Raw genomic sequence first — 13,230 nt, 5'->3', positions numbered from 1 at the left:
CCTCCGGCCGACCTTAGCTATGCGCCTTCCCCCAAGGATCAAGCCAGGGCGTCAGCGATGAGCTCCTGGGTCACCGCCTGGAAGTGCGGACTGCCCTCCAGGGCCATGCGCTGGATCAGGCCCACGAAGACGATCTCGTTCTCCGGATCGACCCAGAACCAGGTGCCGCCGGCGCCGTCCCACTGATAGGTGCCGCGGCCGACGCGCGAGCCGGCGGCGGCCGGGTCGTTGAACACCGCGCCGTCGAAGCCGTGGCCATAGCCCGGACGTATCTGCTGGTGGCCGACGCCATAGCCGCCCGACTGCACATCGTCGGCCAGGTGGTTGGAGGTCATCAGGGTGACGGCTTGCGGCGACAGGACGCGCACGCCGTCCAGTTCGCCCTTGTTCAGGATCATCTGGGCGAAGCGGTAATAGTCGTCGAGGGTCGAGAACAGCCCGCCGCCGCCGCCGGCCATCTTCGGCGGCACGTGCGGCTCGTTGCGGTTCAGGCCCGGCGCCGAGACCTTCAGCGTCTTGCTGGAATTGCTCATCCGATAGAGCGTCGCCAGCCGCGGCAGCTTTTCCTCCGGAACGTGGAAGCCGGTGTCGACCATGCCCAGGGGTTCGAAGATCCGGGTCCGCATGAAATCGGCCAGGCTCATGCCCGACAGCTTCTCGATGATGGCGCCCTGCAGGTCCATCGACAGGCTGTAGCGCCAGCGCGTCCCGGGCTGATAGGCGAGCGGGACCGAGGCGATGCGGCGCGAAAACTCCGCCAGGTTCGACGAGGTCCAGACGCCCGCGCCCATATAGCCCGCATCGATGGGATCGTTGGGATCGAAGCCATAGCCCAGGCCCGCGGTGTGGGTCATCAGCTCGCGGATCGTCGGCGGATGGGCCGGCGGCTCGACGATCATGTGGCCCTCGGCGTCGCGGGAGACCAGGACCTCAACGTCCGCGAACTCGGGCAGGTGCCTGGCGATCGGATCGTCCGGCGACCACTTGCCCTCGTCGAAAAGGATCATCATCGCCGCGCCGGTCACCGGCTTGGTCATGGAGAAGATGCGGAAGATGGTGTCGTGGGCCAGCGGCTCGCCCCGCGACAGGTCCTTCAGGCCCTGGACCGAGGTGTGAACCACCCTGCCCTTATGGGCGACGAGCAGCAGAGCGCCGGCCAGTTCGCCATCGGCGATATACCGGCCGATCCTGGCGTCGAGGCGCGCCAGACCCTCGGGTGAAAGCTCGCGTCCGGACATGCCGGCCTCCCTGGTCTTGTTGTCCTTGTTGCGACCAGCCAAGCCCGCGCCGGGCCGTCTGGCAAGGGCTCAGGCGCGCAGATGGCGATTGAGCGGCCGACCAGACTTGCGCGCGGGAAGCTGCGGGATAGTCCCCTCGAGGATGGCCACAGCGGGCCCCAGCCGTTTGCGCACCGCCACACGCGCCGCCTCTGGGAGGGCCTGAAAATCCTGGCGAAGCGACAGAAGGCAGCCTGCCCGATAGGGCGAGACCGGCACGCGCCAGTCGACGCCGCAGGCCTGGAACCGCGCCTCGGGACGCCCAGCCAAGGTCGCCTCCAGGTGGGCGGCAAGTTCAGGCAGATGATCCCGCGCCACCAGGGCCAGCAGCGGGTCGAGATCGGCGGGCGCTTCGGCGAGGTCCGCCGCGCCGTCCAGGTCGGCGGGCTGCGTCCCCCACAGCCGCGAGGTCCAGGCCAGCACCGCCGGGGAGGTCTCGCGCAGGATCGCGCCGGGGGTCGGGTCGCTGAAGAAGTGTCGGAACATGGGGCCGAACAGGCCGAAATCCGCCTCGCAAGGGCGGTCGCCGAACAGGAAGGGCCGGCTGGCCAAGATCGCCTCCAGCACCGCCAGCACCTCCGGATAGAGGCGCTCGATAGCTGGGCTGGTCAGCGGGGTGATCCCGTCGCGGGCCAGGAACTCCCGGCGCTGGCGGGCGCGGATGACGCGGTCGCGCAGCCACAAGGGCCCCGGAACATCGCGCAGCATGGTGCGGGCGATCTGGCGGCTCATCAGCCGGGCGTCCTCGACGAAGGCCCAGCGGTAGTAGAGGGCGGGCCGCCACAGCCATTCATCGAAGGCGTCCTCAAGCAGCAGGCTGAGGAAGCCGGCGGCAGGGTCAGTGGGCCGAAGCCGCGGTCCCGCCCCCTCGTCCTCGAACCGGCGGAGGATCGCGGTGGTGTCGGTGAGCCAGCCGCCGTCCGGGGTCTCCAGCTGCGGCATCTGGGCGATCCCGGTCGCCCGCGCGCAGGCCCGAAAGTCGGCCATGTCCATGCCGACGAAGCGGTGCGGCACGCCCTTGACCCGCAGATAGGCCTCCAGCTTGCCGGTGAAGTAGGAGAGCTTCAGGCCGTGGAGGACGTATTCGCCCGCGCTCACGCCCTGGCCTTCCGCCGCCGCCAGATCAGGAACCCGACGCCGCCCAGGACCAGGACCAGCGCGCCGCCGGCCAGGACCGCGATGGAGCCCTTCTGGCGATCGAGCGCATTGCTCATCAGCTGTTGCTGGGTGGTGTAGCCGGGGGGCAGCTTGGCGACGCCGACCCGCGCCTCATAGGCCTCGTAGTCCTTGAGCATGGCCTGGAACAACTCGGGCCGGTCCTTGGCCAGATCCTTGGTCTCGGCCGGATCGGTCTCCAGATCGAACAACCGCCATTGGCCATCGCCCAGGGGCGGCATGACCCGCGTCAGCTTCAGATGGCCACGGAACAGGGCGGCGTTGCCGGACACCTCGATGCCCACCGGCTCGTCCGCGCCGCGCACGGTCTTGGCCTGCCCGGTCAGGACCGGCTTCAGGCTGCGGCCATCCAGGCTGACGCCGGCTGGGCCGGCTGTCGCGCCGGCGAAATCCACCAGGGTCGGGGTGATGTCCGTGACGAAGGCCGGGGCGGCGATCCTCTGGCCCGGCGCAACGCCTGGGCCGGACAGGATCAGCGGCACGCGCAGGCCGCCCTCGGTGGTGTAGAACTTGAACAGCCGGCTGGGCGCCGCCAGGGCCGCGGCCCAGTCGCGGCCGATGAAGTTCAGGCTGCCCTTCTCCCCCTGCCCCTTCAGCTTCCAGGCGTAGCCGTGCAGCGCCATCCAGATGTCCATGCCCGGCGCATGCACCGGATCGCTGAACTCCGGACCGTTGTCGGAGGTCACCACGAACAGGGTGTTGTCGAGTTCGCCACGCGCCTGCAGGTGCTGCATCAGCCGGCCGATGCTGGCGTCCATGGACTCCAACATGCCGGAATAGACCTCCATGGCCCGGGCGTAGATCGCCTTCTCCTCAGGGGTCAGCTTGTTCCAGTCGCGGGCGAAGTCCGGCATGCCGACGGTGGGCGCATCGGCCGGGATCAGGCCGAGCGCCTTGGCGCGTTCATTGCGCGCCGCGCGAACCGCGGCCCAGCCCGCATCGAACCGCCCCTGATAGCGGTCGGAGACCTCTTTGGGGGCCTGGACCGGGATGTGCACCGCCTGGAAGGCCAGATAGGCGAAGAAGGGCTGCGCCCCCGCCGGCTTCTCGTCGATATAGCCCTTGAGCCGGTCGACCAGCAGGTCGGAGGAATAGAAGTTTTTCGGCAGCTTGGCCGGCTTGCCGTCCTCGAACCAGGGCGCCTCGGTGTAGTAGGGCATGTAGGGCTTGGGCTGCCAGTTGTCGGCGCCCGAGGCGTCCAGGGCCAGGGACCTGTCAAAGCCGTGGCCATTGGGCAGGTCGCCCTCGCCATGGCCCAGGTGCCACTTGCCGGCCATCAGGGTGCGGTAGCCATTGGCCTTCAGCCGGTCGGCGATGGTCAGGACGCCCGGCTCGAAATGCAGGTTGTAGCCGTGTTTGCCCTTCTGCGACGGGGGCAGGATTTCCTCGATGGTGGCGACCCCGGCCCGGTGGTTGTCCACGCCCGTCAGCAGCATGGAGCGCGACGGCGAGCACAGGGGCGAGGTGCGGTACGAGGTGAACATGGCCCCCGACCGCGCCAGCCGGTCGATGTTGGGCGTGCGCGCCTCGCCGCCGAAGGCCCCGAAGTCCATCAAGGCCGCGTCGTCCACCAGGATGACCACGATATTGGGCCGCTTGGCCGCGACGGCGGGCGTAGCAGCCTGCGCCAGGGCGATGGGCGCCTGACCCAGGCCGATCAGGGCGGCCAGGCCAAGGCTCGCCAGACGTTGGCCCAAAGACCGACGGCCAAAGGTTCGGCGACCAAGCGTGCGGCGCATGAATCCTCCCTAAGGATCGCTTTGCCACACCTTATGGCACATCAAGTGCCATAATCAAGGGTGTCAGCTCGGCGGCGGCATGGTCGCCAGCCGCGCCTGGAACTCCGCGGTGGAATTCTCCGACGGATAGGGCTCGGCCGGGACCGGCACGCCCAGGAACCGGCACAGCCGCTCCCAGCCTTCGCCGACCTCAAAGACCAGCAGACGTTCCGGCGGGATGGCCGCCTTCACCGCCTCGGTGTGACGCAGGAAGTAGTCGGTCATGTAGGCGCGGTCGTGCAGGTGGTGGCGCAGGTCGCCCATGAAGCTCTCGAAGAAGGGAACCATGGGCCCCTCCTGGGCGTCCGCCGCCGAGCCCGGCGCGAAGATCGTCGCCTGGGTCGAGTCGAACCACTTGTCCGGGTCGCGCACGGTGTGCAGCACCTTGGCGTCCGGATAGTAGGCCGCCAGCTCGCGCCAGTAGGCGGCGCCGGGATAGTCCACCATCGCGCCATAGCCGTCGAAGATCGTGTCCCAGTCCGGCCTTCCCTGCCCCGCGGCGACCCACAGGGGGATGCTTTCCGGATGGGCGAACACCTCAACCATGTGGTGGGTGGGTCCAACGCCCAGCATGTTCAGCGCTGTCTGCATCGACTTGGTGCCCGTCCGGCCCAGGCCCGACCCGATGACCTTCAACCCCATGTCCTGCTCCCCCAATGACCGCGAGAAGCCTAGAGGAGCGGGCCAATCCCGAGCCAACCGGTGGAGCTTCAAATTTCCTATTTGGAGGCGCCGTTGGGGAATGGGTTTTAGTGTCGGCTTCAGTTGAACCGCGCCCCCGAACGCGGTCGGCCTTTCCAGGGAAGGAAGCCCGCATGCCGGCGATCGCCGCCACCCCCGCCCAGATTGATCCTGCCTGGATGACCGACGCCCTGCGCGCTTCGGGGGCCATCAAGGAGGCGACGGTGACCGCCATCGACGCCAAGCCGGTGGGCAACGGCCTGGTGGGCGACAGCTTCCGCTTCACCCTGACCTATGACGCCGCCGAGCCGGGCGCGCCGGCCAGCGTGGTGGGCAAGTTCGCGGCCCAGGATCCGTCCAGCCGCGCCTCGGGCGTCGGCCACCAGCTCTATCTGAAGGAAGTGTCCTTCTATCGGGAGCTGGCCCATACGGTGAAAATCCATACGCCCAAGGCCTTCTTCGCCGAGATCGACCCGGCCACCCACGACTTCACCCTGATCTTCGAGGACCTGGGCCCCGCCCGCCCTGGCGACCAGCTGACCGGTTGCTCGGTGGAGGACGCCCGCACCGCGATGCTGGAGGCTGCGGCCCTGCATGGTCCGCGCTGGGACGATCCGGCCCTGAAGACCATCCCCTACCTGAACACCACGGCCGAGCTGCATCCGCACATCCTGGCCGCCCTGCCCATGGTGCTGGCCGCCTATCACGACCGCTTCGACGGCGCGTTGGAGCCGGAGTTCATGGCCCTGGTCGACCGCCTGCCGGAGGTGATGGCCAGGTTCAACGGCCCGCGCGAGGGCCCGGTGACGCTACAACACGGCGACTTCCGCCTCGACAACATCCTGTTCGACGTCCAAGGCGGCAAGGCGCGCATGGGCACCCTGGACTGGCAGACCGTCAGCTGCGGGCACGGGGCGACGGATGTGTCCTACTTCCTGTCCGCCGGCCTGCCCTATGACGTGCGCCGCGCGCATGAGCAGGACCTGGTGCGGATCTATCACGAGGAGCTCAAGGGCTTTGGCGTGAAGGACTATGACTGGGACACCTGCTGGCGGGACTACAAGGCCTCGGCGGTGCATGGGGTGTTCATGGGCGTCTTCTCGGCCATCGCCGTGGAGCGGACCGAGCGCAGCGACGCCCTGTTCCTGGCCATGACCCGCGGCGGCTGCGTCCAGGCGCTGGACCACGGCGCCTTCGACCTGTGGGCCTGAGCCGCGGCTTTTCGCCCAACCTTCCCTTGGGGGAATCTTGTCGGGCTCGCGGCTTCGCTTAAACTGTTTTGCGACTAGAGATTTTTGAAGGAGGAACGGCCATGGCGGACTTCGGAGGCGACATCGACCTCGAGGACTTCCGCGCCGAGGCGCGCGCCTGGATCGAGGCCAATTTCCCGCCCGCCCTGAAGGGCAAGGGCTACCTGGCGACCGCCGAGGTCAGCACCACGCATGCGGAGCTGAAAGCCTGGCGCGACGCCATCGGCGCGAAGGGCTGGAGCACCCCGACCTGGCCGGCGGAATACGGCGGCGGCGGCCTGTCAGTCCCGCAAGCCCGGGCCCTGGCCCAGGAAATGGCCAAGCTGGGCGCGTTCAACCCGATGATGTTCGGGATGGGCGTGACCATGATCGGTCCGACCATCCTCGACTTCGGCACGCCGGAGCAGAAGGCCAAGCACATCCCGCCGATCGTGCGCGGCGACGTGCAATGGTGCGTGGGCTATTCCGAGCCGAACGCCGGCTCCGACCTCGCCTCCCTGCAGATGAAGGCCGAGGACGCGGGCGACCACTGGGTGATCAACGGCCAGAAGACCTGGACCTCCGGCGCCCAGTATTCGCAATGGTGCGGCGCCCTGGTGCGCACCGACCCCACCGTGAAGAAGCATGACGGCATCAGCTTCATGCTGATCGACATGACCCAGGACGCCATCGAGACCCGCCCGATCGCCCTGATCGCCGGCGCCTCGCCGTTCTGCGAAACCTTCTTCACTAACGCCCGCGCCGAGAAGAACGCCCTGCTGGGCCAGCTGAACGTCGGCTGGACCGTTGGCAAGCGCCTGCTGCAGCACGAACGCGCCAGCCAGACCGGCACCGCCGGCGGCGGCCGCACCGTGCCGCTGTCCGAGGTCGCCAAGCGCTATGTGGAGGTCACTGCTGACGGCAAGATCGCCGACACCGACCTGCGCACCCGCCTGACCCGTCACATGATGGACGCCCGCATCCACAACCTGACCCTGGCGCGCGTCGCGGCTGAGTCCAAGGAAGCCAACGGCGCCACCAACGGCGCCTCGGTGTTGAAGAACTCTGCCACCGTGGTCTCCCAGACCCGCGCCGAACTCACCTTGGAGATCATGGGCCACCAGGGCCTAGGCTGGGAGGGCGAGGCCTTCACCACCGAGGAGATCGAGACCGTGCGCGGCTGGCTCTCGGGCAAGGCCATGTCGATCTATGGCGGCTCGGTCGAGATCCAGAACAACATCATCTCGAAGCGGATCCTGGGTCTGCCGGACGCCACCGGCTCGGCCTGATCGGCTTCCAAGACCTGGACGACCTTGAAGGCGCTGGTCTCAGACCAGCGCCTTTTCCATGACGATGAACGACAGGTCAGCCCGGCGCGGCACGCCGAACTGCTCGTCGTCATAGGGGAAGGGCCGGGTCTCGCCCGTGAAGGCGTAGCCGCGCCGCTCGTACCAGGCGATCAGGGTGTCGCGGATCGAGACCACCGTCATCTGGATGCGTTTGCCGCCCTGTTCGACCACATAGGCCTCCGCGGCGGCCAGCATGGTGCGGCCGAGCTGGCGGTCCTGCAGAGTCGGCGTCACCGTCAGCATGCCCAGATACCAGGTGTCGCCCTTGGCCGGCTCCAGCCAGACGCAGCCGAGCAAGGGCTCACTCGGCCCGTCCTTCAGCATCAGCACGCGGGCGCACGACTTGGCGGCCAGGTCGCGGCGCAGGGTCTCCGGATCGGTCCGCTGGCCATCGAGATAGTCGGCCTCGGTGGTCCAGCCGGCGCGGGAGCTGTCCCCCCGATAGGCGGAGTTCACCAGGGCGGCGATGGGATCGAGGTCGGCGTCGGCGGCGGGATAGAGCGGCATGGTTCCGCCATCGCCGAAATCGGCGCGGACCGCAACGCCTGCGGCCTTGCCACGGCGGTCGTTCCGGCCGAGCGTCTTCTTAAAGACAGAAAAGGGGAGGACCGCATGCTGACCGAGATCGACCGGGTGTTGCTGGCCACGCCGGATGCGGCGGGCGCGGCGGCGCGCTGGAAGGCCCTGCTGGGCGCGGAGGAGGCCGGGCGCGACACCCTCCCCGGCCTGGCGGCGCGGCGCACCATCCTGCGCCTGGGAACCTCCGAGATCGAACTGCTGGAGCCTGACGGGACCGGCGCGGTGGACGACGCTCTGAAGCGCCGTGGGCGGGCGCACCTGTTCGCCGCCGGGGCCACCTCCCCCGATCCGGCTGAGGTGGCCCGCACCGCCAAGGCCCAGGGCGCGGCCCACGCCCGCGCCGACGGCCGCGACTACCTGACCCTGACCATCGAAGGCGCGCCGATCAACTTCGTCATCTCGCCCGAGGCCGAGCGGCCGCAGGTCGGCGGGATCGACTTCCTCTACGAGGCGACCGTCCTGGCCGCCGACCAGGCCGGCGCGGTGGCCAAGATCCGCGACGCCTTCGGCCTGGACGAGACCTGCTTCACCACCATCACCTCGGAGACCTTCGGCTACACCGGGGTGCTGACCCTGTTCGAGAAGGGCCGCCTGCATCGGTTCGAGGTCATCACCGCCACCGATCCGGACAAGACCCTGGGCCGCTACCAGGCTCGCGAGGGCGCGGGGTTCTACATGGCCTTCGCCGAGAGCCGCGACCTGGGTGCCATCGCCCGCGCCGCGGGGGGAAGCGGGATCACGATCGACCGGCCCGACGCCCGTCCCGCCCACCTGAACGCCGACCAGCTCTGGCTGCATCCGCCGTCGCTGGGCGGGATGATGCTGGGCGTGTCGCGCCCCACCATGGCCTGGCAATGGTCCGGCCATCCCGAACGGGTCGAAAGGATCGACGCATGACCGACACCATCCTGAAGACCGCCGACGAGGGCCGGGTCCGCATCCTGACCCTGAACCGGCCGGCCCAGCTCAACTCCATGAACGACGCGCTCTATGACGCGCTGGCCCACGCACTGACCCTGGCCGCCGCCGACCCTGGCGTTGCGGTGGTGATCCTGACGGGCGAGGGCCGCGCCTTCTGCGCCGGCCAGGACCTGGCCGAGATGGAGAACCGGCCGACCTATCCACCGGGCGAGGTCCACGGCTTCACCCCGTTCATGGATGCGCTGGACGCCTTCGAGAAGCCGCTGATCGCGGCGGTGAACGGCCTGGGGGTCGGCATCGGCCTGACCCTGCTGCCCTATTGCGACTTCGTGGTCATGGATGAGGCCGCCCGCCTTCGCGCCCCCTTTGTCACCCTGGGCGTCACGGCGGAGGCGGGATCGACCCTCCTGCTGCCGGCCCTGGTCGGCTGGTCCAACGCCGCCGACATCCTCTACACCGGCCGCTGGATCGACGCCCCGACAGCGCTGCAGATGGGCCTGGTCCGTGAGGTGGCCCCAGCCGGCCAGGTCCTGGACCGCGCCCGCGCCATCGCCAGCCAGATCGCGCCCAACCCTGTCGCCTCCCTGGTCGCCACCAAGCGGCTGCTCTGCATCGCCAGGCTGGATGCGGCGCGCGCCGCTCGGGCGCGAGAGGACGCGGTGTTCCGGGGCCTGGAGGGTGGGCCCGCGAACCTTGAAGCCCTGGCCGCTTTCCGCGAGAAGCGGCCGGCGGACTTCACAGGGCTCTGACGCATGCACACCGGCTCAAGTCTCTGCGGCGGCGTCCGCTTCACCCTGACCGGGCCGCTTGAGCCGATCCAGATCTGTCACTGCGGCGCCTGCCGCCGGGCCCAGGGCTCGGCCTTCGCCGCCAATATCCCTGTCGCCGATGAGGCCTTTGTCCTCGAGCGCGGCGAGGATCTCCTGCAGGTCTATGAGAGCTCACCAGGCAAGGACCGGGTGTTCTGCCGCACCTGCGGCAGCCCGGTCTTCAGCCGCACCACCGCCGTGCCGGGGGTGAAGCGGGTCCGCACCGGCCTGCTGGCCGGACCGGTGTCCAGCCGCCCGGCCTTCCACGCCTTCGTTGATGACGCCGCCGACTGGTGGACGATCAGCGACGACCTGCCCCGCTATCCTTTGCGAAAGCCGGACTGAGCCGCCCCGCCCCGCCGCCGGGAAGCTTGGCCTCATAGGGCCCAAGCCGGGTGTCCGGGGTCATGTAGTCGGTAGAGACGTACTGGGCTCCGGAGGCGAAGGCGGCCTCCTGGCGCGCCCTGTCGTTGGCCCGCGCCTCCACGGTGTCGGCATCGGCGCGGGTGCGGACGATCAGGCCGGCGGCGACCGCCTTGCCAATCCGGTCGGACTGCTCCACGGGCTCGTTCAGGGTGATGTAGCCGGCGGCGGGCGAGGTCTCATCCACATTCACGAACATGACCCGGCCCTTCAGCGACTTGGACGGCCCGAGATAGAGGTCGGTCTTGGCCGGCCCCTCATCCATAGCGAACATCACCTTGCCGCGGGCCGCCTTCAGCCTCGGCCACCCCTTCGTCGCCACCGCCTCGCGCAGGGTGGCCGCCCGGCCCTGGACCTTGTCCGGGGTGATCAGCCCGGCTTCCGGAAACACCGAGCGGATCTCGGCGTCGATGGAGGCCATGGCCCTGGCGTCGAACGGCAACAGGGGGACGGCGCCCGGGAACGGGATGTTGTCGTCCTTCAGGTTCATGATGATCAGCAGCGGTAGGTGGTCCGGATGCGCCCGCGACCAGGCCCGCACCTCGGTCAGGCAGGCGACAAACGTCGCACAGACGCTGCGATAGTCGATGTCCGGCACATGCATCACCTTCAGGCCCGGCGCCATCATGGGCGCGGCGTCGTAGGGCGCTTCGTCAGCGTCCTTGGCGATCTTCAGGCCCAGGGGCGTCGCATAGCGGCCGCCTTGCGGGTCGTAGACATAGTCCAGTTCCAGCTGCCGGGCGCCGGCGTCCAACTGGGCGGTCAGGGACGGCTTGGCGTAGTCGAGACTGGCGGCGGTCTTCGGATTGATCGACTTCAGGATCGCAATTTCCTTGGGCGAGATGGCGGCCTTGTAGCTGTTGTGGGTCCCGATCGCCTGGATGGCGTTCATCGGCAGGGCGTCGACGGCGGCCCGCGTGCAGCCCGCCTGACCGGAAGGCTGCTCCAGGTCGCAGCCCAGGGCGGCCACCGCGCCCGCCAGCGCCAGAAACGAACCGAACATCAGAATCCTCCCCGCACGCCCAAGCGCGTCCAATAATGCAAGCCCCGCGACACATTGTCCCACAAGGGAAATCTCAATGTCTGCACTCTAATTGGGGATACCCGAAGTCAGTACGATTACCTTAAGGACCCCATGGCCGACGACCTGGACGCTCCCCCGTCCGAGCCGGCGCCGACCTCCCCGAAGGGGAACAGGCCCGACCTTAACCTGCTCGCGCGCGTGCTCGACAATCACGTCAAGGCGCTGCCAGGGGCGACCCTGTTCAGCGCGGCGTCCGCGGTGATCCTGGCGGTGCTCGGCCACCCCTGGCTCGCGCTGGGCATGGCCGTCGCCTGCATCGGCCTCGACCTCGTGCTGCACCGCTTCTATGTGCGCTGGCGCGCCGCCGTGGACGCCCGGCCGCCGAAGTCGACCATGCGCCGGCTGGGGTTTGCGGTCCTGGCGCGCGGCGCCGCGGCGCTGACCGCCCCCATCATCGCCGTCCTCATGACCGGCCGTCCCGCCGACCTCGTCTATCTGGGCCTGATCAGCGCCGGGACCCTGCTGGTCGCGGTCAACCAGGCCATCCTGTCGCCCTACATCTTCTCCTATGGCGTCGCCGCGCCGGGCCTGGGCCTGGCGGTTCTGGTCGCCAGCGTGATCGAGCGGCCGGCGGACTTTGTGCTGTGGGGCGGCCTGGCCCTGTTGCTGGCCATGAGCGGCCTGATCAGCCGCCTGGCGGGGCGCTCGAACAACGCCCTGATGCGACGCCAGAACGAGACCACGCGGCTGGTCGACCACCTGACCACCGCCATCGACCAGGCCCTGATGCAGGCCGAGGCCGCCGAACAGGCCCGCGAGGAAGCCCGCGAGGCCAGCCTGGCCAAGTCCACCTTCCTGGCCACCATGAGCCACGAGATCCGCACCCCCATGAACGGCGTGCTGGGCATGGCCCAGATGCTTGAACGTTCAGAGATGACGCCGCTGCAGCGGCAGCAGGTCGACACCATCATCAAGAGCGGCGAGTTCCTGATGGCGATCCTGAACGACGTGCTCGACCTGTCGAAGATCGACGCCGGCCGTATGGAGATTCACAAGGCGCCCTGCGACCTGCAGGGTCTGATGTCCGAGCTCGAGGCCTTCTGGGGCCCCAACGCCACCGATCGCAGCCTCGCGCTTAGCGTCGACGTCGCCGCCGACGTGCCGGACCACGCCGCCCTGGACCCGCGTCGGGTCCGGCAGATCCTGTTCAACCTGGTCGGCAATGCGCTGAAGTTCACCGAAGAGGGCGGCATCTCCGTCACCCTGACCTGTGAGCAGGGCGAGACCCTGGCCTTTGCGGTGTCGGACACGGGCGTGGGCATCGCCGAGGCGGATATTCCGCGATTGTTCGAGATGTTCCGCCAGGTCGACGCCTCCGACATCCGACGCTTCGCTGGCACCGGCATGGGCCTCGCCATCTGCCAGCAGCTCTCGGACCTGATGGGCGGCTCGATCTCGGTGGAAAGCGCGCTTGGTCGGGGCTCGACCTTCATTCTGCGCCTGCCGTTCGAGGCCTGCGCCGCGCCGGCGGCGAGCCGACCGGAGCCCGAGGCCCACGATGGCGAGGCCACGGCCCTGTCCATCCTGGCGGCGGACGACAACCCGACCAACCTGCTGGTGCTCGAGCAGCTGCTGGGCGCCCTGGGCTTCGAGATCAGCAAGGCCGGCGGCGGTCCGGAGGCCCTGGAGATGCTGCGCACCCAGAGCTTCGACCTCGTGCTCATGGATATCCAGATGCCGGAAATGACCGGGATCGACGTGCTCCAGGCCGTCCGCGCCGAACCCGGCCCCAACCTGGCCAGCCCGTTCATCGCGGTGACCGCCGACGCCATGACCCTGGGGCCCGCCCGCTATGCCGAGCTGGGTTTCGCCGGGTTCGTGACCAAGCCGATCCAGGCCCAGAGCCTGGTCAGCGCCATGATGGCTGCCCTGGCCGAGGACGAGGCCACGGCCGCGCCGGCGGCGATCGCCGGATAGCCTTCCC

Annotated in this window: 12 protein-coding genes; 6 read left to right on the top strand and 6 right to left on the bottom strand. The window is 69.0% G+C overall.

What is annotated here, in order from left to right:
* Positions 1-38 precede the first annotated feature (38 nt).
* From ACFQ27_RS04610 to ACFQ27_RS04595, 4 genes are all read right to left on the bottom strand, one after another.
* The gene (locus ACFQ27_RS04610) at positions 39-1,238 is read right to left on the bottom strand and encodes a serine hydrolase domain-containing protein (RefSeq protein WP_377352778.1); all 1,200 of its coding nucleotides are present in this window, start codon (positions 1,236-1,238) and stop codon (positions 39-41) included.
* Between the two features lie 69 nt (positions 1,239-1,307).
* Positions 1,308-2,375, bottom strand: a complete 1,068-nt coding sequence (locus ACFQ27_RS04605; protein WP_377352777.1) for a glutathione S-transferase family protein — start codon at positions 2,373-2,375, stop codon at positions 1,308-1,310.
* A complete protein-coding gene (locus ACFQ27_RS04600; RefSeq protein ID WP_377352775.1) occupies positions 2,372-4,192 on the bottom strand; it encodes an arylsulfatase in 1,821 nt (606 codons plus the stop codon). The genes ACFQ27_RS04605 and ACFQ27_RS04600 overlap by 4 nt, the downstream gene beginning before the upstream one ends.
* Positions 4,193-4,255: 63 nt before the next feature.
* Positions 4,256-4,873, bottom strand: coding sequence for a sulfotransferase family protein (locus tag ACFQ27_RS04595; RefSeq protein WP_377352774.1), 618 nt, complete (start codon positions 4,871-4,873; stop codon positions 4,256-4,258).
* Positions 4,874-5,046: 173 nt separating this feature from the next.
* On the opposite strand from ACFQ27_RS04595, the gene ACFQ27_RS04590 reads away from it, so the two are divergent.
* Together ACFQ27_RS04590 and ACFQ27_RS04585 are read left to right on the top strand one after the other, a co-directional pair.
* A complete protein-coding gene (locus tag ACFQ27_RS04590) occupies positions 5,047-6,123 on the top strand; it encodes a phosphotransferase (protein ID WP_374345178.1) in 1,077 nt (358 codons plus the stop codon).
* Between the two features lie 101 nt (positions 6,124-6,224).
* Positions 6,225-7,430, top strand: a complete 1,206-nt coding sequence (locus ACFQ27_RS04585) for an acyl-CoA dehydrogenase family protein (protein WP_374345180.1) — start codon at positions 6,225-6,227, stop codon at positions 7,428-7,430.
* A gap of 39 nt (positions 7,431-7,469) precedes the next feature.
* Here ACFQ27_RS04585 and ACFQ27_RS04580 read toward each other — a convergent pair whose 3' ends face one another.
* Positions 7,470-7,997: a GNAT family N-acetyltransferase gene (locus tag ACFQ27_RS04580; RefSeq protein ID WP_374345181.1), complete on the bottom strand. Its 528-nt coding sequence runs from the start codon at positions 7,995-7,997 to the stop codon at positions 7,470-7,472.
* Between the two features lie 105 nt (positions 7,998-8,102).
* Between ACFQ27_RS04580 and ACFQ27_RS04575 the strand changes: the two genes are divergently transcribed.
* Genes ACFQ27_RS04575 through ACFQ27_RS04565 form a run of 3 tightly spaced genes read left to right on the top strand, consistent with a single transcriptional unit; the run spans position 8,103 to position 10,144 of the window.
* Complete coding sequence (locus tag ACFQ27_RS04575; protein ID WP_377352773.1) at positions 8,103-8,966, top strand: hypothetical protein; 864 nt, start codon at positions 8,103-8,105, stop codon at positions 8,964-8,966.
* A complete protein-coding gene (locus ACFQ27_RS04570) occupies positions 8,963-9,739 on the top strand; it encodes an enoyl-CoA hydratase/isomerase family protein (RefSeq protein ID WP_374345183.1) in 777 nt (258 codons plus the stop codon). The genes ACFQ27_RS04575 and ACFQ27_RS04570 overlap by 4 nt, the downstream gene beginning before the upstream one ends.
* A 3-nt stretch (positions 9,740-9,742) precedes the next feature.
* Entirely contained in the window at positions 9,743-10,144 is a 402-nt protein-coding gene (locus ACFQ27_RS04565; protein WP_377352771.1) for a GFA family protein, read from the top strand.
* Here the strand turns inward: ACFQ27_RS04565 and ACFQ27_RS04560 are convergent.
* Positions 10,101-11,225, bottom strand: a complete 1,125-nt coding sequence (locus tag ACFQ27_RS04560; RefSeq protein ID WP_377352770.1) for a phosphatidylinositol-specific phospholipase C1-like protein — start codon at positions 11,223-11,225, stop codon at positions 10,101-10,103. The two genes, ACFQ27_RS04565 and ACFQ27_RS04560, sit on opposite strands and share 44 nt — an antisense overlap.
* A 132-nt stretch (positions 11,226-11,357) precedes the next feature.
* Here ACFQ27_RS04560 and ACFQ27_RS04555 point away from each other — a divergent pair, with 132 nt between their 5' ends.
* Positions 11,358-13,223, top strand: coding sequence for an ATP-binding protein (locus ACFQ27_RS04555; RefSeq protein ID WP_377352769.1), 1,866 nt, complete (start codon positions 11,358-11,360; stop codon positions 13,221-13,223).
* Positions 13,224-13,230 lie beyond the last annotated feature (7 nt).

Origin of the sequence: Phenylobacterium conjunctum (assembly GCF_042679085.1) — a bacterium.
Taxonomy (GTDB): domain Bacteria; phylum Pseudomonadota; class Alphaproteobacteria; order Caulobacterales; family Caulobacteraceae; genus Phenylobacterium; species Phenylobacterium conjunctum.
Note: the sequence above shows the minus strand (reverse complement) of the source record. Positions and strands in the feature narration are given on the sequence as shown.